The organism is Archangium lipolyticum (assembly GCF_024623785.1).
GTDB classification, from domain to species: domain Bacteria; phylum Myxococcota; class Myxococcia; order Myxococcales; family Myxococcaceae; genus Archangium; species Archangium lipolyticum.
On the sequence record NZ_JANKBZ010000024.1, the window covers coordinates 24,177 to 50,608 of the forward strand.

Consider the following 26,432-nt stretch of genomic DNA (forward strand, 5'->3'; position numbering starts at 1 on the left):
AAATGAGCGAACAGGGCCGGGTCGTGGAGCAGCGCAACATCCAGACGAAGCGGCTCACCGTGCACACGCGGATGACTGGCACGGAGGGCTTTCCGGTGGTGTTCGTGCACGGCAACTGCTCGTCCTCGGCCTTCTTCGACTCGCTGCTCGAGCGACTTCCCACGGGGCTGCGAGGCATCGCGCCGGACCTGCGCGGCTACGGCGAGACGGAGCCCAAGCCCATCGACGCCACGCGCGGCATGCGTGACTTCAGCGACGACGTGGCCTCGCTGCTGGACGCGCTGAACATCCAGAAGGCGCTCTTCGTGGCCCACTCGGCGGGCGCGGGCGTGGTGATGCAGCTGACGCTCGACCACCCCTCGCGCGTGGCCGGCCTGGTGCTGGAGGCGCCCGTGTCCCCGTATGGCTTTGGCGGCACGCGCGACGCGGATGGCACGCCCTGCTGGTCCGACTTCGCGGGCTCGGGCGGCGGCACCGCCAACCCCGACTTCGTGCAGCGCCTGGCGAAGAAGGACCGCTCGACGGAGAGCCAGACGTCTCCGCGCAACGTGATGAACGGCTGCTACGTGAAGCCGCCCTTCAAGTCGCCCCGGGAGGAGGCGCTGCTGGACTCGGTGCTCTCCACGCGCATCTCGGACGCGCACTACCCCGGCAACTTCGAGAAGAGCCCCAACTGGCCCGGCGTGGCCCCCGGCACCACGGGGATGAACAACGCCTTCGCGCCCAAGTACTTCAACCTCGGCGCGTTCGCCTCCCTGTCCATCAAGCCGGACGTGCTGTGGATCCGCGGCGCGGATGACGTCATCGTCTCGGACACCTCGCTCTTCGACTTCGGCTACCTGGGCAAGCTGGGCGCCATCCCCGGCTGGCCCGGCGACGAGAAGTACCCGCCGCAACCGATGATCAGCCAGACGCGCCGGCTGTTCGAGCGCTACGCCGCCAACGGTGGCCGCTTCCGCGAGGAGGTGCTCACGGACACCGGCCACAGCCCGCATATCGAAAAGCCCCAGGAGTTCGAGCGGCTCGCCTTCCCGTTCCTCCTCGAGCACGCCCGCTGAGCGCGAGCTCCGGCGCACCGGCCCCGCTGGCGCGCCTCCTTCCCCGTTTCCCCCCACGTCGTAGGACTCACCTCATGTGTTGATGGAGGTCGTATGAAGACGTCGTTGAAGTTGTCGCTCTCGGCCGCGGCCCTGCTCACCGCCCCCGTTGCCGGAGCCGCCCTGCCCACGGACCTGGCTCCGTATTTCGATGCGAACGCCGCGCCCGCCAACACCTACCGGGTCGTCGGCACGTACACGCCGCCCACCTGGTCCTGGGGGCAGATCGAGCTGCTCGAGGGCCAGCAGCTCTACCGCACCGAGTATTACAACAAGCGCACGGAGAAGCTGCGCGACCAGGACACCTACCAGTCCTCGAGCTATCCGGTGCGCACCTACTACGGCTCGCTCAACCAGCAGCTCGTGAACGCGTTCAACCTCCATTACAAGAACGCCTGTGCGACAACGGCGGGGAGCACCTGTCCGGTGCCGGGCCCGACGCGCCCCGAGGCGCGCTTCGTGCTGCTGCACAAGGGCCGGAAGACGGCGGCGCGCACCTGCAACGTGAACCTGACGCCCACGCTGCTGGTGCACGGGGCCATGCAGGACGGCAACGTGTGGCTCTTCCCCAACGGCAATGACGGGACGGGCAGCGCGTACGGCGGCGCCTCGCAGGTGACGGGCTTCGTGCAGGACCTGGAGAGCAAGAACCGCTGCGTGTACGCGGTCACCTTCGGCTCCTTCCACGGAGACAACTTCAGCCAGGCCATCAACGTGTCCAACGCGGTCAAGCGCATCAAGGCGCTGCACCCGGGCGTGGCGCGCGTGGACGTGGTGGGGTGGAGCAAGGGCGTGCTGTCGGTGGACGCGTGGCTGAGCAACGCGCCCACGTGGACGGGCTTCAGCACCACGCGCTTCTTCGAGCGCATGGCGGCGGAGCAGGCCAAGGCGGTGCCGGCGTATGACGACTCGGTGCGCACGTACGTGGCGCTGAGCGGTCCGCACCGGGGCATCGACCTGAACTTCCGCCACCCCATCCACACGCTGACGATCGCCAGCACGTCGAACAACGCGCCGGTGGGCCGCGGCCCGATGCCGTGGACGTACTTCTCCGCCTTCCAGTGCGTGAACTGGGGCCCGGACGTGCCCTGGTACAACAACCCCTACGCGGAGAGCGTGTGCGAGGGCTCCGGCGGCACCTGGCCGGACTACTTCCGCCGCATCTACGTGTCCAACATCACCAGCCTGGACTCCACGGGCAAGCCTGTCACCGGCGGCACGCTCAAGACGCTCAACGTGAACCAGGGTGTCTCGTCGACCTCGTTCAACTTCGACGAGTATAACATGAGCATGTTCGGCAGCGTGGACGACACGGGCAAGTACGTGAACGCCTACGTGGGCCAGCTGCAGACGTCGGATGACCTGCGGGGCCTCTACCCCATCCCGGACCGCAGCGCCTACGAGTGGTCGGACGTGGACCAGGACGAGGCGCGCTTCTTCCCGTGGGTGGACCAGAAGCTCATCTACAACCCGTACAACCCGGCCATCGCCGCGGGCTACCTGAGCAGCACGAATACCCAGTGCAAGGCGACGGCGTTCGATCCGGTGGGCAGCCCCTGCTACGCCTACCACGCCTACAACACGAACCAGAACCGCGAGGCCTACGACGCGCTGGGCTACGGCAAGTACCGCATCATCCAGAGCCTGGGCATCGCGGCGGCCAAGGAGATGGGCGGCAAGTTCATCACCCGGCTGTCCGAGCGCGGACTGGACCCGCGGCTGCCCTCGCTCTACGTGCTGTACGGCACCACGTACGGGGCGAGCACGGACGCGCGCTACGAGACGGACGGCATGAGCTGCCCCACCTGCTCGGTGAACGGTGACGGCGTGCTGTTCAACGCGAGCATCGCGGCGGTGAACCAGCTCACCCAGGGCTGGACGTCCACCAAGAAGACCGCGGACGCCAAGCAGGAGGGCGTGCCCTACGGCCACCTGGAGGTGGGTGTCACCCCGGCCGTCTGGGCCAAGATGACGGCTCACTTCGCCTCGCGCGACTGAGTCCACCCGCCAGGGACAGGCAGCGGTGAGGAGCCCGCCGCCTGTCCCTCCGCGGGGGGGCTCCCTACTTCCCGGAGCCCCCGGACTCCAGCCCCTTCAGGAACGCGAGCACCTGCTCGTTGTACTCCTGGGGGCAATCCATCTGGACGGTGTGGCCGCAGCCCTTCAGGCCCACCAGCTGCGAGCGCCGGATGTGCTCGTGCCCGTACATCATGATGTCGCTCACCTCGCCCCCGTGCAGGTATGGGTTGGGGATGAGGCGGTCGTCCTCTCCGTAGACGATGAGCGTGTTCACCGTGATGTGGCCCAGGCTGTCGCGCACGAAGTCGTCATGCGCGAGCCCGTCCACCGTGCGCACGTTGGCGTAGGCGTAGGAGTCGAACTCGGGGCTCTTCGCCACCCGCACGCGCTCCTCGATGAGCCACTCGAGCTCGGGGCGCCAGCGCTCGAAGTTGGACTGGCGCACGCTGCCCCAGATGCCGTACTCGGGCGCGCTCTTGATGAGCTGCGTGCTGAAGGAGCGCTTGAACCACGCCTGCTCCTTGCGGCTGAACTTCTCGAAGCCCGCGGGCGACGTGAGCACGAGCCCCGACAGGTCCTCCGGGTAGCGGATGGCATACGAGAGCGCCGTCTGCCCTCCCATGGAGTGTCCCACGAGGATGGGCTTGTCGATGCACACCTTGCTCGCGAGCTCGTGCACCGCGTCGGCCATGGCCTCCATGGTGTACGGGAACGAGGCGGGCTTGTCGGACTTGCCGTAGCCCGGCAGGTCCACGGCGATGACGCGGTAGCCCTGCGCGGCGATGGCGTCGAGCTGGTAGCGCCAGAACTTCAGGTACGAGCCCAGCCCGTGGATGAAGATGATGGTCCGCTGGCCCTCGGGGTTGAGCTCGACGTAGGCCATCTCCGGCACGCGCGCCAGGCCGAGGGCGGCGGCGGTGTCGGCCAGGGCGAGCCGCTGGAGCGGCCAGGGCTTGCCCTCGAGCGAGGAGTAGTCGAGGTCCTGGAAGGACAGCGGCGGGCGCGAGGCGTACGAGGTGGCGCACCCGGTAGAGAGGCCCGCGAGCAGGAGCAGGCTCAGCGCACTCGAAGTCTTCATGGTCAGAACGCGTACCAGGTGAAGGTGGTGAAGCCAGCCCACGGGTTGGTCGTGACGCGCGGATTGCCGTTGTAGAAGTTGCCGCGGAACATGTAGCCGCCGTGCAGACCCACCGTCATGAGGTAACGGATGGTGTAGCGGAGCTCGGCGTTGATCTCCGTGCCAATCACCCGGCCGCGCCCCACGCCCGGGGTGTTCTCCGGAGGCGTGACGGTGCTCTCCGCGTAGCCCGCGCCCAGCTTGAGGTTGAGCTTGTTCGGGATGAGGTCATACGCGCCGGTGGCCAGGACCGTCTTCAGGCCAAAGCCCTGGTTGGAGATGTCCGTCACCGCGCCCGTGTAGTTGTTCGCCGTGCTGGAGAAGGGGAACAGCAGCAGCATCTTGTGGTTGAACCACACCGCGCCCGGCAGGCCGTACTGGTTGAGCGTGAAGGCGCTCGTGTAGAGGCGATCCTCCAGGTTCTTGTCGCCGGTGGAGAACATGCCCTCCAGCGTCACCAGGTCGTTCGACGTGCGCCCGAAGTTGTAGAGCAGCTCCAGGTTGGCCGACAGGCCACTGATCTCCACCTCGCGGTTGAACGTGGTCTCCGGATTGGTGCTGGTGTAGCGGCCCCCGTTGTACATGGCGAAGCCCGAGGCTCCGAAGGGACCCGTGCGGAAGTCGATGTTGTGGTGGAAGTTGAGGCCCAGCCAGCCCACCCAACCGCTGGGCCGCTCGATGTTGAAGCGGGACGTGCCCACGAAGGACGGCAGGCCCGTGGACGAGGGTCCGCTCCGGATGAGGCCCTCGAAGGCATAGGCCTCGCCCTTGGTCTCGTCGCGCAGGTACCAGGCCGACAGGCCCACGTTCGTCCCCGGCGCCACCGGGTACGCGTAATCGGCCATGCCCAGCACGGCGTACTTCAGCCGCGGGTCGTCCTGCAGCGCCTTGTCCGCCTGCGCGCTGCCCAGCGGCAACAGGCTCAGCCTCGCGTGGCCCTTGGCGTTGCTGAAGACGGACAGGCCCGTGGCGTCACTGCCCAGGAACGCCAGCTTGTAGCCGGTGCGGATGATGTCGTTGAGCGGCGTGCGCGTCGGGTCGAAGTAGGCGTCGTAGACCGGCTGCGTGCCCACCACGATGGCCAGCTCGTTGGGGTTCTTCGTCGGGTAGAGCGCGACGTTGACGTTCTTCGTCTGGATGTTGACCTGGTCGGCGTTGAAGCCGCCGCCCTCGTTCTGCTGCGACGCATTGGCCGCGCGCCCCCAGAGGTAGTCCACCTCGAGCTGCGCGCGGAAGCTGGCCAGCCCGTCCACGAACACCGGGCTGTATTCGATGACCGGAATCCAGCGCTGCTCGACGTAGAAGGCCGGGCGCCGCTCCACGCGCACCGCGCTGCCCGCGGGCATGCCGATGGGGCCCAGCGTCACGCCCTTGAGGCCGGACGGATCCGCGATCTCATTGGTCGCGGTGGCTCGCGTGAAGAAGTAGTTGATGAGGATGAACTCGCGCGGCTCCGCGTCCTCGTCGCGGTTCTTCGCATCGTACCATCCAGCGTAGGCCCCCGGCAGGGGCGTGCTCCCTTGCGCCCAGGCGGGCCACGCGAGCCCCGCCGTTCCCAGGGCCAGCGCCAGCGCGCTCCCTCGCAGCCGCCTATCTGTCTCGGACAACCGCCACTTCATATGCGTCTCGTCTCCGGGTGAGGGGCGCGCCGGGGAGGCCGCTCCTTACTGGATGGTGTAGGTCTGCACCGCGTTTCCAGTAAAGGGCTGCTTGTTGAAGATGACCGTCGGCGCCCCCACATCCCCATCCGCGCAGCGGCTGCCGGTGGCCTGGTTCTCGAAGTACAGCTCCACCTTCAGCGTCTTGCCGTCCTGGCTCACCTGGCCTCGCCCCAGCTGCTTGAAAATCCCGAAGTTGTACGTCACATCGAAGCAGCTCCCGTCCTCCCTCACGTTCTCGATGAGCACCGTCTGCGTGGTGAAGTCCGACTGGCCCGACTTCGTCGTGCGGTCACACTTCCGCACCCCTGGCGAGGTCTCGCGCAGCGTCCCCAGGTCGCTGATGACGCGGTAGTCGCCACCCGCCACCGTCATCGTCACGAGCACGTAGCACTGGGTGCCCTGACCCAGGTCCAGGTCCTCGCTGTAGCCGTTGGGATGGCTGGGGATGTCGTTCCCCGTCATCACCAGCGTCTTCCCCTCGAGGTACGTGCTGATCTTGTCCGCCGCGTTGTACTTCGGCCCGGTGTTCGTGTTGTTGCCCGGGTTGGGAGTGGTGTCGTCACCGCAGCCCCCCAGCCCCAGCGCGCACAGCATCACCGCCGACAGCAGTTGCTTCTTCATTTGACAGTCCCTCTCCCCACGGCTCGTGCCGGCTCCTACTGATTTCGAGATGGCTGGGATTGCCCCGCGTGGTTTCGCGGGACGACCCTCACCCTGGCCCTCTCCCAGAGGGAGAGGGGATTGACTCGGGTTCAACCCGGGGCCCTGGTACCCTCACCCCGTCCCTCTCCCGGAGGGAGAGGGGAGTTGGGCTCAACTCTTGTCGGAGGCGATCGCCCGCTCTCGCAGCTCTCGCTTGAGAATCTTTCCCGCCGCCGACACCGGCAGCGCCTCCACCAGCTCCACCTTCTTCGGCACCTTGTAGCGCGCTACCCGGTTGCGCAGGTGCTCCAGCAGTGCATCCGGCGTCGCCGATGCCCCTGGCTTGAGCACCACGAAGGCTCGCCCCACCTCGCCCCACTTCGCGTCGGGCACCCCCACCACCGAGCAGGCCTGCACCGCCGGGTGCTCGTACAGCACCGTCTCCAGCTCCAGCGGGTACACGTTCTCTCCCCCGGAGATGAACATGTCCTTCTTGCGCCCCACGATGAAGTAGAAGCCGTCCGCGTCCCGCCGCGCCAGGTCCCCCGTGTGGAACCAACCCCCCGCGTCGATCGCCTCCGCCGTCGCCTCCGCGTTCTCGAAGTACCCCGAGCACATCGACGGCGCCTTGAGGATGAGCTCCCCCGTGCCCCCCTCGGGCACGTCCCGCCCGTCGTCATCCACCAGCCGCGCGTCGATGAAGTAGTTGGGCCGGCCGATCGAGCCCGCCTTCGACTCCGCGAACTCCGGACCCATGCTGAAGATGCCGGGCCCGAACTCCGTCATGCCGAAGCCCTGCTTGAAGGGCACCCGGTGCACCGCCTGCCACGCCTGCAACAACGGCACAGGCAGCGGCGCTCCACCGCTCGTCACGAAGCGCACGCTCGACAGGTCCGTCGTCCGGAAGCGCGGCGAGTCGTACATCTGCTGGTACTGCGTCGGCACCGCGAAGAAGAGCGTTACCTTCTCGCGCTCCACCAGCCGCAGCATCTCGTCCGCGTCCCAGCGGCGCATCAGCACCACCGTGCCCCCACACGTGAGCATCGGCACCGTGTAGACCAGCAGTCCGCCCGTGTGGAACATCGGCGTGTGCGTCACCGTCACGTCCCCGGGCCGCACCTCGTGGATGAGCGTGTTGAGCGTGTTCCACGCCACCATCCGGTAGCTGATGCGCGCACCCTTCGACTTCCCCGTCGTCCCGCCCGTGAAGAGCAGGCAGATGATGTCCTCCTCGCTCACCTGCTCGTTCGTCACCTTCGACGTGGACACGTGCGCCAGCACCTCGGCGTACGGGCGGCTCTCCGGCAGACCCTGTCCCTCCAGGTGCACGAGCTTCAGCGAGTCCCCCACCTGCCTGTGCACCGCCGCCACGTTGTCGCGGAAGTCGTCGCTGAAGAGCAGCACGCGCGGGCCCGTGTCGCGCACCAGGTCCGTCAGCTCCTGCGCGTGCAGGCGCCAGTTGAAGGGGACGAAGATGGCGCCCAGCTTCCCGCAGGCGAAGAACACATCCAGGTTCTCCACCCCGTTGTGGGCCACCAGCCCCACCCGGTCACCCCTCGACACGCCGGCCACGTCCCGCAGCCAGCCCGCGAGCGCCTCGGCGCGCGCGTTCATCGCCCGGTAGGTGAAGCGGCCCGACTCTCCCCTGGCCACATCCACCACCGCCGTGTGCTCCGGCCAATACATGGCCCCACGACCCATCCAGTCGCCGATGAACATGCTCCGTCCCCTCCGTCGGTTGTGTTCTCAGTCGCCCGGGCGACCGATCAGGCCGTCCAGCGGTACAGCGCCGAGGCCATCGCCAGGCCACCGCCGCTCGCGCACAGGGCCACCAGGTCGCCCTTCTTCACCCGGCCCTCCACCACCGCGTCATCCAGCGTCATCGGGATGCACGCCGAGCCCGTGTAGCCCCACTTGTCCATCGTCCAGTTCGTCTTGGACATGGGCTGCTCCAGCGCCTTCATCGTCGCCTCGATGGTGCGCAGGTTCAGCTGCGTGAAGACGAAGTGGTCCACGTCGTTCATCGTCAGCTTCGCCCGCTCCAGCAACTGCTTGAGCAGCATGGGCCAGCGCTCGGTGTTGAAGGTCGCCGGGAACTTGCGCACGAACTGCACCGCCGGCTTGCCGTTCGTCAGCGCCAGCGTCTCCGCCGTGGCCGGCCGGTACGTGCCGCCCGTGTAGACCCCCAGCGCGTCGTGGTACTCGCCCGCCGCCAGCAGCTTCGCGCCCAGGAAGCCCGGCTTGTCACTCGCGCCCAGCACCACCGCGCCCGCCCCGTCCGCGAAGAGCGTGCACGTCTTCTTGTCCTTCCAGTTGATGTACCGGGACATCCCGTACGCGCCCACCACCAGCACGCGCTGGTAGCTCTCGTCCGCGGCGATCGTCTTGCTCGCCACGTCCAGCGCCGTCACCCAGCCCGCGCACGCGGCGTTGATGTCGAACGTGCCCGCGTTGCTCGCGCCCAGCTTCGCCTGCACCACCGAGGCCGTCGCCGGGCTCAGGTAGTCCGGCGTGTCCGTGGAGATGATGATGAGATCCAACTCCTGGGGCTTCACGCCCGCGCGCTCCATCGCCTGCTTCGCGGCGGCCACGCACAAATCGCTCGTCACCTGGTCATCCGCCATCAGGTGGCGCTGCTTGATGCCCACGTTCTGCTGCAACCACGCATCCACCGGCTCGCCGATGATGCGCTCCACGTCGGCGTTGGTGAGGACCTTCTCGGGGACATAGCGGCCAGTGGCCAGGATGTTGGCGTACCTCATCGGCTCCTGCTCCGCGGGACCCGGGGCTTGCGGCGCCCCTTCCCGCTCTCGGTGTCTGCCCCGGCAGGACGCGCGTCCATGCCGTGGCGGATGAAATCCATCGCGGTGTCCAACACGTGCTCCAGCCCGCCCTCCCCCTCCCACAGCACCCAGCGCATCCCCAGGAAGTCCCCCAGCCCCATCAGGCAGTAGGCCAGCGCCTCCGGGTCCATCCGCCGTACCTCGCCCGCCTCCATGCCCCTCACCAGGCCCGACACGTACCCCTTCGCGAAGCGGTCGTAGTAGCGCCGGTAGCACTCCTCATCGACGAACTCCGCCTGGCGCACGATGCGGTACAGGTTGCGGTTGCTCCCCACGAACTGGAAGAAGGCCCGCAATCCCTCCCGCTCCACCTGCATCCGGTCCTCGCACGCCGCCACCGACTCCGCGATGAGCCGCCGCAGCCGCGCCCCCAGCTCGTCCACCACCTCCACGAAGATGGACTGCTTGTCCGGGAAGTAGACGTAGAAAGTCCCCAGCGCCACCTCCGCCTCTCGCGTAATATCCGCGATGGAGGCATGCTCGTAGCCCTTCTCCCCGAAGACGGCCTCCGCCGCCCTCAGGAGCTTCTGGCGCGTGCGCTGTCCTCGCGGGGTCGCGGGCACGATGCGCTCGGTTGGCGAAGTTGAAGACCGATTCATCTTTCAACCTTGCGTAACACCCCCCTCGCGGTATTGTCAAAAGCTGTCATTCACACGCTGGCGCACACCCCGATGCTACGCATTGCGTCAGCCAGGAGAAGCACCGCATGCAGCTCAAGGACTTGAAGGTCATCGTCACGGGCGGCGCCCAGGGCATGGGCGCTCACTTCGCCACCCGCCTGCACGAGGCCGGCGCCAAGGTCGCCGTGGGCGACGTCAACGAGGAGCGCCTCGCCGCCCTCCCCGCCGCCATCCACCGCCGCCGCCTGGACGTCTCCAAGGAGGAGGAGTGTGTCTCCTTCGTCCAGTGGGCCCACGAGTCCATGGGTGGCCTCAACGGCCTCATCAACAACGCCGGCATCCTCCGCGACTCGCTGCTGGTGAAGAAGGACAAGACCACCGGTGAGGTGAAGAAGCTGTCCACCGCCGACTGGAACGCCGTCATCGGCGTCAACCTCACCGGCGCCACCTTCATGGTGCGCGAGGTGGTGGCGAAGATGGTGCAGACGGATCAGCGCCCCGGCGTCATCGTCAACATGAGTTCCATCGCCCGGCACGGAAACCGCGGGCAGAGCAACTACGTGTCCGCCAAGGCCGCGCTGGCCGCCAACACCGTCACCTGGTCGCGCGAGTTCGCCCCCTTCGGCATCCGCGTGGGCGCCGTCGCCCCCGGTATGGTCGAGACGCCCATGACCCAGGGCATGAACCAGAAGGCCCGTGACGCCCTCGTGGCCAACATCCCCGTGGGCCGCATCGGCCTGCCCGAGGACCTGTGGCTCGCCGTGAAGTTCGTCCTCGAGTGCGACTACTTCAACGGCCGCACCATCGACGTGGACGGCGGCCTCAATATGTAGGCTGGCCAACGCGCGCCCCCGGGCAGCGCACGCCACCCAACGAGCCGGTGCGGAGGGGCCGTCAGACCCTTTCGCCCGGCTCGTTCGTTTCAGTCGTATGGAGGCGGAACCCGGCCCAGCGGCGTCGCCCGGCAGGCAGGCGGGCAGACCCTCACCCCAGCCCTCTCCCAGGGGGAGAGGGGGCATCCACGGACCTGTCCTGGGGTCCGAAGGGAAAAAGCGTGCAAGGTGGGACTTCTTCCCGTGGATGCAAGCGCAACGGCCGTTCAGGGGGTTGCCACTTGGAAGTCAAGTGAGTAAATCATTTCCAGTCGGGAATAGTCGGGACGCTCGGAAGGTCGGAGAAGGCAGGCGAGGCAACGCCCCCCCAGGAGGCGAGCCGCCAAGAGCCGGGCGAACCAGAAGCTGTAGGGAAGTCCCGACCTTCGAGGGGAACCTCGAGCCCCGCTCAGGTGTCCATCCTGAGGGGCTGGCTCAGGTGTACATCTCGAGACCCGCGGTGCGCCCCGCCTCGAACTCCGGCGCGCGCTGCAGCTGCTCCAACACCCGGGGCGTGCAGTAGAGCGTCACCATGGGCGTGGAGCCGGGCTCGCTGATCCACCTCACGGCGCCCATGAGATGGTGCGCCTGGAGGAAGCTCAGCACCGAGTCCCGAAACTGCTTGCTCTGCTCGCAAGCGGCTTTGTGGACGAGCGAGCGGTCTCGCTGGATGGACGGGCGCCACGCGGCTCCGGGCTCTTCCCGGGGCATGACCAGGGCCTCGATCCACCCTTGCGCGCTCTCCACCCGGGAACCCGGGAGGGGCGTGACGGCGGACATCCGTGGAAAGCGGCCGGAGGCCCGGCGCGGTGAGGTGGCTGTCTTCCTGCTCATCCCACTTCCTCCTCGACAGGCCCGGCGCTCACCTGGCGCCGGCCCTGGCTGCCGCCACTACTTGAAAACCGCCAGACCCCTGCCAGCACGTCCGGCAGGCGTCTTGGGCAGCTTCAGCGTATTGTCCAGAATCAAATCCCTGACTTCTTCCGCCGTCAAGTCGGGGGAACGGCAGCGATATAGCGCGGCCAGACCCGCGACGTAAGGGGCGGCCATGCTCGTTCCGCTCATTCGTTCATAGAACGCCTGGTTGTTACACCTTCGTTCTGTGCTCGAGTAGACGTTCACGCCATAACCCATCACGTCGGGAACAGGTCGCTGTCCCACCACGCCGCTGGCCGAGAAGCTGGCCACGCGCCTCGAGAAGTCGACCGCCCCCACGGAGAGGGCCTCGGGGAAGGCCGCTGGGTAACCAGCCGTCCCAGCGCCTCCGTTACCAGCCGCCACCACGGGCAGGACGTTGGAGTCCACCAGGCGGCGCACCAGCGTCTGCAGGGCCCGGATGTTCAGGCGGTACTCCATGTCGCTGACTCCGGGCGGAGGCTGCACGGGGAACCCCAGGGACATGTTCACCACCGCGGGACGCGTGGCGTTCTCGGGACGCGAGAACTGGTGTAGCAGCCATTCCATGCCGGCGGCCACCCGTCCCAGGCTGGTGCGTATGGTTTCGGACTCGATGACCGAGGCGACGTAGAGGTCCACCTCCGGAGCGACGCCGTGGTTGAGGCCCGCGGCGATGCCGGCCACGTGGGTGCCATGCCCATCCGGGTCGAAGCCGCGCACGTCACGCGCCGGGTTGTGCGGCGAGTTGGGGAAGAGCGAGACGTAGCGGAACTGGATGAGGCGCCCCATGTGCTCCGGGTGGTCCGCGTCCACGCCCGTGTCGAGGATGCCGAGCATCACGCCCGCGCCCCGGATGCCCTGGGCGTGAGCGGAGAGGACACCGCACTCCTCGGGCCACTCGCGGTGCTGGAGCGAGGAGAGGCCCTGGTTGCGCGGCCCCATCTGCCCGGCGGACACCGGCCCCGGGAAGGTGAGCTGCACCGTGTCCGGGATGAACTCGAAGTCGCGCCCGAGCTCCTCCCGGGCGATGCGCTCGGCCTGCTCCGTGTTGAAGTGGGCCATGGTGGCGCCGATGAGCGGCATGTGCCGGTAGGTGCCCACCTCCGAGGCGGACGCCGACTCCATCATCACCGGCCCTTCCGAGGCCGAGGCCGCCACGTCGACCTCGTTCTTGCGGCCGCGGCCCCGCCCCTTGCGGCTCTTGGTGGGAGGGGTGCTCACCTCGGGCAGCCGCCCCGGCAGCGTCGCGGAGCGCAATCCCAGGCTCCGCAGCATGTCTGGCGCCCGCCCGCTGATCATGAACTGCAGGGCGGTGCTGCGCTGCAGCACCCGCTCTCCCTGCTCCGTGCCCCGCACGCCCGGATGGGCTTGGGTCTCGATCGACTCCTTCGGAACCAGGAGATAGGACTTCATGATGGGTTCGCTCCTTTACAGAATAACGACGGCACTGACTGCGCGCGGGACCTGGGTGGACGCCGGCCGCGCCCTGGCGGAAGGCGGGGTGGGACACCGTCGTCGTTCACACGTCCGGCTCACAGTGCGACTAGAGCGGTCCCCCCTGACATGGACCGGTGGAGTTCCCGCTGTGGACACCTCGGACGCTCCGGGGGGTTCCACTGGACGACTTTCACAACGTACGAAACCGGAAAGCATTCACAGGTAGGAAGCGTAATACGGATCGTGACAGGTCGGGAAATAGCCGCCCGGTCCCGGGCGAGCCCGAGAATCCGGCCCGGAACGCTCCCGCGCCCCGGCGCAATGGGGTACCGGTGGAAATCGACGGCTTCCTACCCGCTCCCCGGACGGCCACGGGAAGGCCCACCCCCCCATGATTTGTTCGCCACCCTGGCGGCAGGCGGACTATGGGTGTCTTCCGTCCGCCCGCCGGAGAGCCTCGTGATTCCCTACCTGCACGTTCCTTCCATCAAGCTCGGCCCCCTCACCATCGAGCCCTTCGGCATCTTCGTGGCGATGGGCATCCTCCTCGCCGCACGCCTCCTGGCACGCCAGGCCGAGCGCGAGGGGCTCGATTCCACGCCCCTCCAGGACTATGCCCCCTGGGGCGTCGGTGTGGGTGTCGTCGTCGGCCACCTCTTCCACCTCTTCGCCTACCACCCCGAGGAGCTCTCCAAGAGCCCGTTCCAGATCTTCAAGGTGTGGGATGGCCTCTCCTCCTTCGGCGGGCTGATCGGCGGCATCCTCGCCGCCGTGGTCTTCTTCCGGGTGCGCAAGCTGCGCTTCCGCGACTACGCCGATGCCTTCGCGCTCTCCGTCGCCCCCGGCTGGGCCGTCGCCCGGCTCGGCTGCTTCGCCGTGCACGACCACCCCGGCGTCCGCACCGACTTCTTCCTCGCCATCGACTTCCCCCTCCCCCTGGGGCCCCGTCATGACCTGGGCCTCTACGACGCCGCCTTCCTCTTCGCCATCTCCGCCCTGCTCTGGGGTCTGCGCAACGCCGGCAAGCTGCGTGGGAAGCTCCTGCCCCTGCTCTCCCTCCTCTACGCCTTCGGCCGCTTCTTCTTCGACTCCCTGCGCGCCACCGACCTGTCCTATGTCGACTCCCGCTACCTCGGCCTGACACCCGCCCAGTTCGGGTGCTTCGCGCTCGTCGCCTTCGGCCTCTGGGGGCTCGTGAAGTGGGATGCCCCCGCCAGGAAGCCCACGCCCGCCTCGGGCTCGGGGGGCGGAAGCGTCCAGGCCGCCCGGTAGGCCCCCGAGTGATAGGAAGGGGAGCCATGACCGCCAGGGCCCTGCTCTACGACGCTTTCATGACTCCCCTCGGATGGCTCGGGCTCGACCGCGCCCGGCACAGGCTCGTCGAGGGGCTCTCCGGTGACGTCCTCGAGGTGGGCACCGGCACCGGGCTCCTCCCCTCCTACCCGCCCTCGGTCGCCTCCACCGTCGCCATCGACATCGACCCCGACATGCTCGCCCGCGCGCGCCTCCGCCGCCCCGGCGTCACGCTCCTCCAGGCCGATGTCCAGCAGCTCCCCTTCCCCGACCGCTCCTTCGACGCCGTCGTCTCCTGCCTCGTCTTCTGTAGTGTGGAGGAGCCCGCCCGTGGCCTCGCGGAGATCCGCCGCGTCCTCCGACCCGGCGGCCAGCTCCGCATGCTCGAGCACGTCCGCTCTCCTCGCCCCGCGCTCGCTCACCTTCAGGATGGGCTCAATCCTGTCTGGTGCCGGATGTCCGGTGGGTGTCGTCTCAATCGGGAGACCGTTCCCCTCGTCGAGGCCGCCGGCTTCCGCATCGTCCAGCGCGCACAGCACCTGCGCGAGGTCGTCGAGGAGCTCGTCGCCGTTCCCGTGTGACTCGGGCGGGGCGGAAGACCCTCACCCTAACCCTCTCCCAGAGGGAGAGGGGATTCACGCAGGTTCCCGAGCTTGCGGCTCGCCAGTACCGAGTGCACCTCGGTGATACGTCCATCCGGCCCTGTTTCCACCCGCATCACGATCCTCGCGGCGTTGCGCGGCTCGCAGTTCCTCCACTCCGCCACCACCGCCGGCAGGCCGTTGAACATCCGCAACTCCACCGCGTCCGCCGGGCCTCGCAGCTCCATCAGCCGACGGTAGAGCAGCGCCACCCTCCTCACCCCCACCACCGGTACCTTCGCCGCGTAGAACTCGCCTCCTCCATCCGACAACGCCCTCACCGGCTCCGCCAGCAACGCCTCCGCCGCCGCCACGTCCCCTGTCGCCAGCGCCCCCAGGAATCCCATCAGCGCACCCCTCGTCCGCTCCTGGAGCTCCCGCGTCGGCACGCACCTCCCCCGGTCGTACGTCTCCATCGCCTCTCTCGCCCGATGGTGCGTCACCTTCACGTTCGTCTCACTCATCCCCAGGCTCTCCCCCACCTCCTTCACCGAGTAGTCGAATACGTCCCTCAGCAGCAGCACCGCCCTCTGCCTCGGCGTCAGCGCCTCCAGCGCCAGCAGGAACGCGAAGGACACGCTCTCCAATAGCTCGTAGCGCCCCTCCGTCGTCCCTCCCCCAGGCAGCTCCGCCTCCACCGACGGCACCGCCTCCTCCCCCGTCTCCACCGGCGAGGGCAGCCACGGGCCCTCGTACCCCTCCCGCTTCCTCCTCCTCAGCCTGTCCCGCGCCAGGTTCAGCGCCACCCGCGTCAGCCACGGGCGCAGCTCCTCCGGCCGCGCCGGTTGCTTCGTGAGCGCTCGCGCGTACGTCTCCTGCACCAGCTCGTCCGCGTCCGCCGCCACCCCCGTCATCCGGTAGCAGAGGCCCCAGAGGAACTTCTCGTTCTCCCTCGCCGCTCTCTCCAGCGCCTCGTGTGCCGCCGACGTCATGCCGCTCTCGCTCCCGCCTCTCTCAGCAGCTCCCGAGCCACCGTCTCGGCGCTCGCCAGCGAGGCGTCCACCAGCATCCCCTCCCTCCCCACCCAGTCTCCCACCACGTACAGGCCTCGCACGTGCCCCACCCCGGGCCCCGGCCTCCCCGCCAGCCCCTTCTCCTTCGTCGGCAGCGCGTTCATCACCGTCAGCCCCGGCAGGAAGCGCTTCGTCACCACGTGCTCGCGCCAGCCCGGTTGCAGCAGCTCCAACACCTCCTCCAACTCCCTCTCGCTCGCCTCCGTGTCCTTCCCCCCCAGGTACTTCGCCACGTGCACCAACGCGCCTCCCTCCGGCGCCAGCTTCGCCCACCCCGTGTGCACCGACGCGTACCACGGGCCGTCCACCCCGAGCGCGAACAGCGCCCTCGGCCTCGTCAGCCTCGAAAGGCCCACGTCCAGCGACGCCGCCTTCACCGGCACCGACTCCGCCGCCCACCCCGCCAACACCTCGTCTCCGGGGAGCAGCTCCGCCACCTCCCTCGGCGACCCCGCCACCACCACCGCCTCCGCCTCGTACTCCGTCCCGTCCGCCAACCGCAGCCCTCGCACCCGGGACGACCCCCCTCCCGTCTCCCGCTCCACCGTCTCCACCCGCGCCGACGTCACCACCTCGACCCCCGCGCTCCCCGCCAACGCGACGAGTCCGTTCACCAGCTCCTTCCAGCCGCCGTCGATGTAGCGCACCCCCTTCCTCGCCACCTGGTACTGCGCCACCGCCGCGTCCGCCCCCAGCTCCCTCGTGTCCGCGCAGTACGTCGACAGCCGGAAGACGGCCTCCACCACCTCCCTCACCTCCGCTCTCGAGACGTGCCCCTCCAGCCACTCGCGCAGGCTCGTGCCCTCCAGCTTCGCGGCGTCCTCCTTCATCAGCCCCGTCATCACCCTCCCCAACTCCAGCTTGCCCGCCGCCCCCAGCAGATCCGTCATCAGCAGCGACACCGCCCCCGAGGGCAGTGCGTGCAGGCGGCCATCTCGCAGCGCCAGGCTCCCTTCCCCTGTCGGGCCCCGCCCTCGCATCGGCACCCCCAGCGCCCCCAGCACCCGCGCCGCCGCCCCTCCCATGTACAGCGCGTGCGGCCCCAGGTTGAGCTGGTAGCCCTCCACCACCGTCGTCTGCGCTCGCCCCCCCAGGTGCCTCGACTTCTCGAAGAGCGTCACCTTCCGCCCTCCTCTCGCCAGCAGCACCGCCACCGCCAGACCCCCCATCCCTCCTCCCACCACCGCCACTTCCGTCGTCTTCTTCATCTCCGGTCCCCTTCCGAGCCGCCCTTTTCCTCGGGCTCACCCGGTCCACGCCGGAGGGGTTTCAAAGGTTACACGGCGCTTTTTCCCGGCTCGTCGCACGGTGGGGTGCCTTGGGTACTCGATACCCTCACCCCGACCCTCTCCCGGAGGGAGAGGGAGGAGTGGGTCCGGTGTCAGGGGGCTTCGTTAGGGTCGGCTCCCTACCTTTCGAGGGATCCTCCGCATGAAGGCTCATCTGCTCCTGCTCTTCGCCTCCACCGCTCTCGGCGCCCCCACCGCTCTCGCCGCGCAGACGGTCCTCCCTTCCTCACCGCTCGAGGCCCCTGACTCCTCCGCCTCCTTCCGCGAAGGCACCGTCCAGCTCTCCACCGGCGTCCAGCTCCACTACGTCGAGCAGGGTCGTCAGGACGGCCCCGTGCTCGTCCTCCTCCACGGCTACACCGACTCGTACCTCTCCTTCGACCGCGTCCTCCCCATCCTCCCCCGCCGCTTCCACGTCTACGCGCTCGACCAGCGCGGCCATGGTGATTCGTCACGCCCCGCCTGCTGCTACTCGCAATCCGATTTCGCCGCCGACGTCGCCGCCTTCCTCGACTCCCAGGGCATCCAGCGCGCCGTCCTCGTCGGCCACTCCATGGGCAGCTTCATCGCCCAGCAGGTCGCCCTCCAATACCCCGACCGCGTCCAGGCCCTCGTCCTCATCGGCTCGGCCCCCACCGTCCACGGCAACCCCGTCGCCGCCGACCTCATGTCCTACGTCGACACCCTCTCCGATCCCATCGACCCCGCCTTCGTCCGCGACTTCCAGGCCAGCACCTTCTTCCGCCCCATCCCTCCCTCCTTCCTCGACACCGCCGTTTCCGAGAGCCTCAAGGTCCCCGCTCGCGTCTGGCAGGCCTCCCTCGCCGGCCTCATCGCCGAGGACCACTCCGCGCGTCTCGGCGAAATTTCCGTGCCCTCCCTCGTCGTCGGTGGCGATCAGGATGGGTTCTTCCCCGTCTCCGAACAGCGGGCCCTCGCCGATGCCCTCCCCCAGGGCTCCTTCGCCCTCTACTCGCGGACCGGCCACGCTCCCCACGTCGAGCAGCCCCACCGCTTCGTCCATGACGTGATGCGCTTCCTGCGCGGCCTGCATCCGCGGTGAGCGGATTGTCCCGACGACTCCAGTGGGCCACGGGGCTCCATACCCTCACCCCGACCCTCTCCCAGAGGGAGAGGGAGGAGTTGCTCGGGTTGCCCGGCCCTACCAGTTGTTCACCGACCTCAGGTCGAAGATGTCCGTGAAGCCGTGCGCACGGAGGATCTGCACCGCCATCGCGCTCCGACCCCCCGCCTGGCAGTACACCACCACCTTCGTCTGCGGCGGTCCTACCTCCCCCACCCGCTGCGGCAGCTCCTGCACCGGAATGTTCCTCGCCGGCTCCGGGTGCCCCTGCCGGTACTCCTCCGGCGTCCTCACGTCCAACAACACCCACCCCTGCCCCACCAGCTCCCGGGCCTTCTCCGACAGTTCTTTCGGCGTCATGGGCCACGGACTGTAGCCGGAAACTGGAGCCCTCACGCCACGGAGCTACAGTCCTGTCGCACCCATGCCACTGCTGGACAAAGAAGAGTTGCTGGCCCAGCTCGCCGAGCGTCTCCGTCAGAGCGACCGCGTCGCCCATCGCGCCGAGCTCGAGGCCCGCGAGGCCGCTCGCTCCCTGGCCACCGAGTCCGAGAAGAAGGAAGACGGCCGCGCCGTCATCGAGTACGGCAGCCTCGCCTCCGGCCAGGCCCAACGCGCCCGCCGCGTCCAGGAGGAGCTCAAGGCCCTCTCCGACTTCCAGGACGCCGGCCTCCCCCGCTTCTCGCGCAAGGGCCCCGTCGCCCTCGGCGCCATCATCGACGTCTCCACCGAGGACGAGGATGGTTTCGCCGAGCGCACCTTCTTCCTCCTCCCCGTCGGCGCCGGCACCGAGCTCACAGGCCCCGGCGGCGATGGTTTCCTCTCCGTCATCACCCCCGCTTCCCCCGTCGGCCGCGCCCTCATGGGACGTCGGGCGGGCGACACCATCGAGGTCACCCTGGCCGGCGAGGTACGCGAGTGGACGGTCCTCGAAGTCGTTTGACTCCCCCAGCTTGATCGCCGCCACGCTTCATTCCACGATTTCCCGTGAAGAGCAGGCGCTGGGGGGTCCTGCGCCAGTAGGAGGTCGCCAGCCATGGCCATGCTCCGTGCCGCCATGAAGAGCATCCCGGAGGAGCCGGACGAGGTCTCCGCCTCGGCCTCCCACCAGGAGGAGTGGGCCCTCGTCGCGGACCACCCCGACGGCTTCATGGCGCTCTCCCCCGTGCGCGACCCCTCCGGCGAGCTGGTGGACTTCCACTGGCAGTACGCCAACCCCGCCTCCGAGTCCATGCTGGGCATGGGTCTGACCCACATCCGGGGCCGGGGCCTCTCGGAGCTGCTCCCGGACGTGCGCGCCCGCGGCATCCTCGCGCGCTACGTGCGCGTGGTGGAGAGCGGCGAGCCCTACATCGACGAGGTGTGCTTCCCCCTGGCCAACCGCTCGCGCTGGTTCCGCGTCGTCGCCCTCAAGCGCCGGGAGATGCTCACCCTCTGGTTCAGCGAAATCACCCGCCGCAAGCGCGAGGAGCTGGAGACGGGCTTCCTCGCCGAGGTCAGCCACCTGCTCACCGCCTCGCTCGACGTGGAGAGCGCCCTGCACGAGCTGGCGCGCCGGTGCGTCCCCACGCTCGGCGAGGGCTGCGTCCTCCAGGTGCTCGACAGCAGGGGCCAGCCGCTGCTGCTCGAGACGGTGGCCAGCGAGCCCGCCCAGGAGACGTTGCTCGTCGAGGTGATGCGGCACTGCACCCAGTCCTCCGCCGAGCCCGGCCCCATGGGGCTGCTGCTGCCCCAGGACACTCCCCAACTGCTCACCGGGGTGACGCCCGCCCTCCTCTCCTCCCTCACCCGCGACCCCGAGCACCTGCGCCTCATGCGCATGATGGGGCCCCGCTCCCTCATGGCCGTGCCCCTGCGCGCGCGCGGGCGCACCCTGGGCGTGCTCGTCCTCCTCACCTTCTCCGAGCGCGCCTATGAGCCGGAGGACCTGCGCTTCGCCGAGGACCTGGGAGACCGGGTGGCCCTCTCCGTCGACAACGTGCTGCTCTTCCGCGAGGCCCGCCACGCCGTCGCCCAGCGTGACGAGTTCTTCACCGTGGCCGCGCACGAGCTGCGCACCCCCACCACCTCCCTCAAGCTCAACGTCCAGTCCCTGCTGCGCGGCGCCCGCCGCGGGGAGGCCGGCACGCTGCCCGCCTCGCTCATGTCCAAGCTGGAGAACGTCGACCGCAACGCCGGCCGCCTCAACGCGCTCGTCAACGAGCTGCTCGACGTCACCCGCATCCACGCCGGCCGGCTGCGCCTGGACCTGGAGGAGGTGGACCTCACCGCGCTCGTCCAGGACGTGGCCGCCCGCTTCGAGCTGCCCGCCACCCAGTCCCAGAGCCCCATCCTCCTCCACCTCCCCGGCCCCGCCCGGGGCATGTGGGACAGGCTGCGCCTGGAGCAGGTGGTGACGAACCTGCTGTCCAACGCGCTCAAGTACGGCGCGGGCAAGCCCGTGGTGGTGCGGGTGGAGGCCGACGCCGAGCGCGTCCGCCTGGTGGTGCGCGACGAGGGCATCGGCATCGCCCCGGAGAGCCTGCCGCGCCTCTTCGGCCGCTTCGAGCGCGCCGTGTCGGACCGACACTACGGCGGCCTGGGCCTGGGCCTCTACATCACCCGTCAAATCATCGAGGCCCTGGGCGGCACGGTGAGCGTCCTGAGCACCCCCGGCGCCGGCGCCACCTTCACCGTGGAGCTGCCCCGCGAAGCCAGCGCCTGAGAAACAGCCTCCTCGCGCCCACACCCGCTCCTGTCGGGCGATGGACGATGCACACACAGCATGTGGATTTAGTCCGGGCAAGCTGCTTGGAAGGAGGGTCCCATGCGCTCGTCCCCCGAGCCGGGCCCGGAAGCCGAGCCCGCGCGCACGCCCCCGTTGCCCCTCACCTGGCCCGCCGCGCTGTTCGGTCTCATCTTCGGCGTGGCGATGACGTACGCGCCGTACGAGTTCCACGCCGCCGCCTTCCGGCCCCTCTACCCGTACGTGCGCGCCATGGGCCTGGCGTACCTGGCCAGCAGCATCGTGCTCATGGCCACGCTCCTCTATCCGCACGCCCCGCGCTGGTTGGACGTGCTGGGCCGCGTGGGCTTCGGCGCCGTCACCGGCCTGTACTGGTGGGTGCTCAACGTGCGCACCGGGGGCCTCACCGGCGCCATCCTCTACCCGCTGCTGCTGGCGGGGCTGGCGCTGGAGACGTCCCCCGCGTGGCGGCGGCGCGAGGTATTCCGCGGCGTGGTGGCGCTCATCGCGCTGTGCTTCGGGCTCCTCATGCTGGGGGCCCACCAGCACCTGCCCACCGTCTTCTACGCCGCGCTCGCCCCGCTGCTGGTGCCCATGGGGCTCGTCTTCCTGGTGAGCGGGGCGGGGCTGCTGGCCCCGGCGAGCACGCGCTGGCCCTGGCTGCCCCGCGTCTACTTCGGCCTGCTGGCGGTGGACTTCGCCCTGCTGGCCTGGGGCCTGGGCCGCAGCGGCTCCGGACCCGCCGCCTGCATCTACCTCATCCTCACCTTCACCTGCGCCCTCATGGCCGCTGGCCTCCGGCCCCGCGCCCCTCGCACCGTGGCCTTCAAGCTGCTGCGCGGGCTGGCCTTCGCCGGGCTGGTGCCACTGCTGGCGCTGGGCGGCTTCGGCGCCTGGCTCGCCCAGCGCGCCATCGAGAACCAGGTGCGCGACGACACCGTGCGCGCCGCGGCCGGCGAGGCGGACTTCCTCGTGCGCTACCTGGACGACGCGCGCGAGTCCCTCCAGCTGCTGCTCGAGTCCCCCGGCTTCCGCAGCGCCTTCGCCTCGCGCGACACGAAGCTGCTGGAGCTCTACCTGCGCAACCTCCCCGCCCAGGCGCGCGCCTTCGACGCCGCGCTCGCCGTGGACAAGGAGGGCGTGGGGCTCGCCACCTCCTACGGCCACGAGCAAATGGGCAGCTTCGCCCACCGCGACTACTACGCCGGCGTGCTGAGCACCGGCGCCCCCTATGTCTCGCGCCCCTACGTCAGCCAGCTCGGCCTGCCCCACGTGGCCGTCGCCCTCCCCTTCAAACAGGACGGGAAGCTGGAGGGCATGCTCGTGGGCCTGCTGTCCCTGGAGCGCCTGTCCGCCGCGGTGACGCCCGCCGCCCAGCGCTTCCGCGTGCAGGTGCTCGACAGGCGCGGCCTGCTGCTGCTGCGCGACACCCAGCCCGGCGCCCCGCTGCTGAGCGAGGCCCTGCTCCCCAGCGCCCTTCGCCTGCACCTCACCAACATCGACGAGGGCGTGGTGGAGACGTTCGACGCGGAGGACCGGCACATCCTCCTGGCCGCCGACGCGCCCGTGCCCGGCACCGAGTGGAGCGTCGTCGTCACCCAGGACCTGGGGGTGGCCTACCGCGCCATCACCCGCACCAGCGCGGCCTTCGTCGCCATGCTGGCCGTGGGCGTGCTGCTCACCCTGGCCCTCTCCCAGTTCGTCGCGAGGGACCTGATGCGCCGCCTGGACACGCTGGTGGAGGCCACCGCCGCCATCGCCCGGGGCGAGCTCAGCCGGCGCGTGCCCGAGGACGACGAGGACGAGCTGGGCGGGCTGTGCCGCGGCTTCAACGAGATGGCCTCGCGCACCGAGGCCGCCCAGGGCGAGCTGCGCGAGGCGGTGCGCCTGCGCGAGGAGTTCCTCTCCGTGGCCAGCCACGAGCTGCGCACGCCCCTCACCCCCCTCAAGGGCTTCGCCGCCCTCACCCTCAACCGCATGGAGAAGGGCGGCGACTTCCCCGAGCGCGAGCGCACCCTCAAGGCCCTGCGCTCCATGGCCCGGCAGACGGACCGCCTCACCCGCCTGGTGGACGACCTGCTGGACACCTCGCGGATTCAAGCCGGCCGCTTCGAGCTGGAGCGCGCCCGCGTGGACCTGGTGCCCCTGGTGCGCGAGGTCATCGAGCGCTTCGAGCTGAGGGGGGACGAGGGCCTGCGCTTCACCTTCGAGGCCCCCCAGGAGCCCGTGGAGGGCGTCTGGGACGGCCCCCGCCTGGAGCAGGTGGTGACGAACCTGCTGTCCAACGCCGTGCGCTACTCCCCCCAGGGCGGCACGGTGCGCGTGGGCTTCCATCTCACCCCCGAGTCCGTGGAGCTGCGCGTGCGCGACGAGGGCATCGGCATTCCGCCCGAGAGCCTCGCCTCCCTCTTCCAGCCCTTCGCCCGCGCCTCCAACGCCACCTCGCGGCACTTCGGCGGCCTGGGGCTGGGCCTCTTCATCTGCCGGGAAATCGTCCAGCGCCACGGCGGCACCATCTGGGCCGAGAGCCCCGGCGCCCAGCAGGGCAGCTGCTTCCACGTCCGGCTGCCCCGAGAGGCGCCAGCCATCGCCCCCATCGCCGCCGCCGGTTAGAGGGGGTCCAACCGATACCCGGTTTCTCAGTGTTTGATGCAGGAGAGGAGGCGGACGGGGTATCCTCCGGAAGGTTTTCCCCCCATGCATTCGAAGCCTCAGCCGACCGACGCCTCCCCCCGTCCCCCCGAGCTGCACGGCGCGACGGCCGCGCTGGCCCGGCGTGAGCGCTACCTGACCGCGCTGGTGGAGATTCAGCAGCGGCTGCTGGCGGCCTCGCCCGCGGAGAGCCTGTTCGAGGAATTGGTGGAGCCGCTGGGAGAGGCCTCGGGAGCCAGCCGGGCCTACCTCTTCGAGGCCCACCGCTCCCCGGACGGCAACCTGCTCTTCAGCCAGCGCGCCGAGTGGTGCGCCCCCGGAGTGAAGCCCGAGCTCGAGAACCCGGAGCTGCAGGACATGCACCTGGAGCGGCAGCTGCCGCACGTCTACGAGCTGCTGTCGCGAGGGCAGATCCTCTCCGCGCTGGTGAAGGACCTGCCCTCCGAGGAGCGAAGGCTCCTGGAGTCGCAGGACATCCTCTCCGTGCTCACGCTGCCGCTGTGGGTGCACGGCACGCTGTCGGGCTTCATCGGCTTCGACAACTGCGTGGAGGCGCGGGAGTGGGAGAAGCTGGAGGTGGACCTGCTGTGGGCGGCGGCCGGAGCCATCGCGCTGGCGATGGAGCAGCGGCAGTCGGCGCGGTCGCTGCGCGAGCGGGAGCTGCGCTTCCGGCGCATCGCGGAGAACGCCTCGGACGTGCTGTACCGCTACCAGCTGGCGGGCACGCGCAGCTTCGCCTTCGTCAGCGGCGTGGTGACGAAGAACCTGGGCTTCACCCCGGAGGAGCACTACAGGGATCCCGAGCTGTGGCACCGGCAGATGCACCCGGAGGACCGGGAGGTGCTGGAGCAGTTGCTGGCCGAGCCCGAGAAGCATGACTCGCCGGTGGTGGTGCGCTTCACCCGGCGGGACGGGCGCACGGTGTGGCTGCAACACGTGGTGACGCCGGTGATGGACGCCTCGGGGCTGTGCGTGGCGGTGGAGGGCATCGCCCGCGACATCACCGAGCGGCGCCAGTTCGAGGAGGCCCTCAAGCTGTCCGAGGCCAGCTTCCGCATCCTCCTGGAGGGCGTGCCGGACCCGGCGGCCATCCAGCGCGACGGGCGCATCATCTACGCCAACGCGGCGCTGGTGTCCTCGCTGGGCTTCGCGCGCCCGCAGGAGCTGATGGGGCGGCGGCTGCGGGAGTTCGTGCTGGACGATCCGCCCACGCCCGAGGGCTCGGTGGCGCTGGTGACGGGCGAGCGGCGATTGATGCGGCGGGACGGAAAGGTGCGCGTGGCGGAGTTCGCCTCGCTGCCCCTGCTCTTCGATGGCGAGCCGGCCGTGGTGTCCATCGCGCGCGACGTCACCGAGCAGAGGCAGTTGCAGAGCCGCCTGTCGCTGGCGGACCGGATGGCCTCCATGGGGACGCTCGCGGCGGGCATCGCCCATGAAATCAACAACCCGCTGGCCTTCGTCATCTCCAACCTGGGCTTCCTGGCGGAGGAGATGAGCCGCTCGCCCGTGCTCGCGCGAGGCCCTGAGGAGTGGCGCTCGGTGCTGGCCGAGGCGCGCGAGGGCGCCGAGCGCGTGCGCCAGATCGTCCGCCAGCTCAAGGCCTTCTCGCGGCCGGACGAGGAGCGGGTGGAGCCGGTGGACGTGCACGCGGTGCTGGAGTCGGCGGTGACGCTGGCCGACAACGAAATCAAGCACCGTGCGCGGCTGCGGCGCGAGTTCGGGCCCGTGCCGCGCGTCATGGGCAACGAGGGCCGGCTGTGCCAGGTGTTCCTCAACCTGGTGGTGAACGCGGCCCAGGCCATCCCCGAGGGCGCGGCGGAGAGGAATGAGATCCGCCTGGTGACACGCCTGGGACAGGATGGGCGGGTGGTGGTGGAGGTGCAGGACACGGGCTCGGGCATCCCCCGGGAGGCGCTCGGGCGCATCTTCGACCCCTTCTACACGACGAAGCCGGTGGGCGTGGGCACGGGCCTGGGCCTGTCCATCTGCCACGGCATCATCACGAGCCTGGGCGGGGACATCTCCGTGGAGAGCGAGCCGGGCCAGGGCACCGTGGTGCGGGTGGTGCTGCCGGTCGCCGAGGAGTGCGCCCGGGTGGAGAAGCCGGTGCAGGCCCCGCAGCCGGCACCCACGGCCCAACGTGGACGGGTGCTCATCGTGGACGACGAGCCCGCGGTGGGCCGCTCGCTGCGGCGGATCCTCCGCGAGCACGACGTGGAGCTGGCCACCAGCGGGCGGCAGGCGCTGGAGCGGCTGACGGCGGACGGGCGATTCCACGTCATCCTGTGCGACGTGATGATGCCGGATTTTGGGGGCAAGGACCTGTACGAGGCCATCCAGCAGGGCGGCTCGGGATTGGAGCAACGCTTCGTCTTCGTCTCCGGCGGGGCGTTCACCCAGGGGGCGAGGGACTTCCTGGCGCGGGTGCCCAACCCCACCCTGGAGAAGCCCTTCGACGAGGCCGCGGTGAAGCGCGTGGTGCGCGAGTTCGTGCTGCGCAACGCGGAGGCCGTGAGGAGCTGAGCGGACG

The 26,432-nt window shown here is 69.5% G+C and carries 21 protein-coding genes; 10 read left to right on the forward strand and 11 right to left on the reverse strand.

The features are described 5' to 3' along the window. The first annotated feature begins 2 nt into the window (after nucleotides 1-2). Together NR810_RS36405 and NR810_RS36410 are read left to right on the forward strand one after the other, a co-directional pair. The gene (locus tag NR810_RS36405; protein ID WP_257459306.1) at nucleotides 3-1,058 is read left to right on the forward strand and encodes an alpha/beta fold hydrolase; all 1,056 of its coding nucleotides are present in this window, start codon (nucleotides 3-5) and stop codon (nucleotides 1,056-1,058) included. Nucleotides 1,059-1,151: 93 nt separating this feature from the next. After that, complete coding sequence (locus NR810_RS36410) at nucleotides 1,152-3,095, forward strand: esterase/lipase family protein (RefSeq protein ID WP_257459309.1); 1,944 nt, start codon at nucleotides 1,152-1,154, stop codon at nucleotides 3,093-3,095. A gap of 64 nt (nucleotides 3,096-3,159) precedes the next feature. On the opposite strand, the gene NR810_RS36415 is transcribed toward NR810_RS36410, so the two are convergent. From NR810_RS36415 to NR810_RS36440, 6 genes are all read right to left on the reverse strand, one after another. Further along, nucleotides 3,160-4,194 carry an alpha/beta fold hydrolase gene (locus NR810_RS36415; RefSeq protein ID WP_257459310.1) on the reverse strand — a complete coding sequence of 345 codons (1,035 nt, stop codon included), beginning with the start codon at nucleotides 4,192-4,194 and terminating at the stop codon, nucleotides 3,160-3,162. Between the two features lie 2 nt (nucleotides 4,195-4,196). Further along, entirely contained in the window at nucleotides 4,197-5,852 is a 1,656-nt protein-coding gene (locus NR810_RS36420) for a hypothetical protein (protein WP_257459313.1), read from the reverse strand. Nucleotides 5,853-5,897: 45 nt separating this feature from the next. After that, nucleotides 5,898-6,515 carry a hypothetical protein gene (locus tag NR810_RS36425; protein ID WP_257459314.1) on the reverse strand — a complete coding sequence of 206 codons (618 nt, stop codon included), beginning with the start codon at nucleotides 6,513-6,515 and terminating at the stop codon, nucleotides 5,898-5,900. Nucleotides 6,516-6,707: 192 nt separating this feature from the next. Further along, nucleotides 6,708-8,255, reverse strand: coding sequence for an acyl-CoA synthetase (locus NR810_RS36430; RefSeq protein ID WP_257459315.1), 1,548 nt, complete (start codon nucleotides 8,253-8,255; stop codon nucleotides 6,708-6,710). Nucleotides 8,256-8,302: 47 nt separating this feature from the next. Further along, on the reverse strand, nucleotides 8,303-9,298 hold the full coding sequence (locus NR810_RS36435; protein WP_257459316.1) for a 3-oxoacyl-ACP synthase III family protein: 996 nt from the start codon (nucleotides 9,296-9,298) through the stop codon (nucleotides 8,303-8,305). Then, a complete protein-coding gene (locus NR810_RS36440; protein ID WP_257459318.1) occupies nucleotides 9,295-9,978 on the reverse strand; it encodes a TetR/AcrR family transcriptional regulator in 684 nt (227 codons plus the stop codon). The genes NR810_RS36435 and NR810_RS36440 overlap by 4 nt, the downstream gene beginning before the upstream one ends. Before the next feature lie 107 nt (nucleotides 9,979-10,085). On the opposite strand from NR810_RS36440, the gene NR810_RS36445 reads away from it, so the two are divergent. Further along, entirely contained in the window at nucleotides 10,086-10,832 is a 747-nt protein-coding gene (locus tag NR810_RS36445; RefSeq protein WP_257459319.1) for an SDR family oxidoreductase, read from the forward strand. Nucleotides 10,833-11,306: 474 nt separating this feature from the next. Here NR810_RS36445 and NR810_RS36450 read toward each other — a convergent pair whose 3' ends face one another. Together NR810_RS36450 and popC are read right to left on the reverse strand one after the other, a co-directional pair. Further along, a complete protein-coding gene (locus NR810_RS36450; protein ID WP_306818823.1) occupies nucleotides 11,307-11,705 on the reverse strand; it encodes a hypothetical protein in 399 nt (132 codons plus the stop codon). Between the two features lie 57 nt (nucleotides 11,706-11,762). Continuing rightward, nucleotides 11,763-13,181: a subtilisin-like protease PopC gene (popC, locus tag NR810_RS36455; RefSeq protein WP_257459320.1), complete on the reverse strand. Its 1,419-nt coding sequence runs from the start codon at nucleotides 13,179-13,181 to the stop codon at nucleotides 11,763-11,765. Nucleotides 13,182-13,664: 483 nt separating this feature from the next. On the opposite strand from popC, the gene NR810_RS36460 reads away from it, so the two are divergent. Continuing rightward, nucleotides 13,665-14,477, forward strand: a complete 813-nt coding sequence (locus tag NR810_RS36460) for a prolipoprotein diacylglyceryl transferase (RefSeq protein ID WP_257459321.1) — start codon at nucleotides 13,665-13,667, stop codon at nucleotides 14,475-14,477. A 26-nt stretch (nucleotides 14,478-14,503) separates the two neighbouring features. Then, entirely contained in the window at nucleotides 14,504-15,079 is a 576-nt protein-coding gene (locus NR810_RS36465; RefSeq protein WP_257459322.1) for a class I SAM-dependent methyltransferase, read from the forward strand. Between the two features lie 26 nt (nucleotides 15,080-15,105). Here NR810_RS36465 and NR810_RS36470 read toward each other — a convergent pair whose 3' ends face one another. Further along, the gene (locus NR810_RS36470) at nucleotides 15,106-16,071 is read right to left on the reverse strand and encodes a sigma-70 family RNA polymerase sigma factor (protein ID WP_257459323.1); all 966 of its coding nucleotides are present in this window, start codon (nucleotides 16,069-16,071) and stop codon (nucleotides 15,106-15,108) included. Further along, nucleotides 16,068-17,360, reverse strand: a complete 1,293-nt coding sequence (locus NR810_RS36475; RefSeq protein WP_257459324.1) for a phytoene desaturase family protein — start codon at nucleotides 17,358-17,360, stop codon at nucleotides 16,068-16,070. Before NR810_RS36475 ends, NR810_RS36470 begins: the two co-directional genes overlap by 4 nt. Nucleotides 17,361-17,583: 223 nt before the next feature. Here NR810_RS36475 and NR810_RS36480 point away from each other — a divergent pair, with 223 nt between their 5' ends. Further along, nucleotides 17,584-18,504, forward strand: coding sequence for an alpha/beta fold hydrolase (locus NR810_RS36480; protein WP_257459326.1), 921 nt, complete (start codon nucleotides 17,584-17,586; stop codon nucleotides 18,502-18,504). Between the two features lie 99 nt (nucleotides 18,505-18,603). Here the strand turns inward: NR810_RS36480 and NR810_RS36485 are convergent, their stop codons facing one another. Then, entirely contained in the window at nucleotides 18,604-18,885 is a 282-nt protein-coding gene (locus NR810_RS36485) for a rhodanese-like domain-containing protein (protein WP_257459327.1), read from the reverse strand. A 64-nt stretch (nucleotides 18,886-18,949) separates the two neighbouring features. Between NR810_RS36485 and NR810_RS36490 the strand changes: the two genes are divergently transcribed. The 4 genes from NR810_RS36490 to NR810_RS36505 all read left to right on the forward strand — a co-directional run bounded on the left by NR810_RS36490 (nucleotide 18,950) and on the right by NR810_RS36505 (nucleotide 26,425). Next, entirely contained in the window at nucleotides 18,950-19,468 is a 519-nt protein-coding gene (locus NR810_RS36490) for a GreA/GreB family elongation factor (RefSeq protein ID WP_257459329.1), read from the forward strand. Nucleotides 19,469-19,561: 93 nt separating this feature from the next. Beyond that, nucleotides 19,562-21,229 carry a sensor histidine kinase gene (locus NR810_RS36495; protein WP_257459330.1) on the forward strand — a complete coding sequence of 556 codons (1,668 nt, stop codon included), beginning with the start codon at nucleotides 19,562-19,564 and terminating at the stop codon, nucleotides 21,227-21,229. Between the two features lie 102 nt (nucleotides 21,230-21,331). Continuing rightward, nucleotides 21,332-23,863: an ATP-binding protein gene (locus tag NR810_RS36500; protein ID WP_257459331.1), complete on the forward strand. Its 2,532-nt coding sequence runs from the start codon at nucleotides 21,332-21,334 to the stop codon at nucleotides 23,861-23,863. Between the two features lie 84 nt (nucleotides 23,864-23,947). Then, on the forward strand, nucleotides 23,948-26,425 hold the full coding sequence (locus NR810_RS36505; RefSeq protein ID WP_257459333.1) for an ATP-binding protein: 2,478 nt from the start codon (nucleotides 23,948-23,950) through the stop codon (nucleotides 26,423-26,425). Nucleotides 26,426-26,432: the final 7 nt, after the last annotated feature.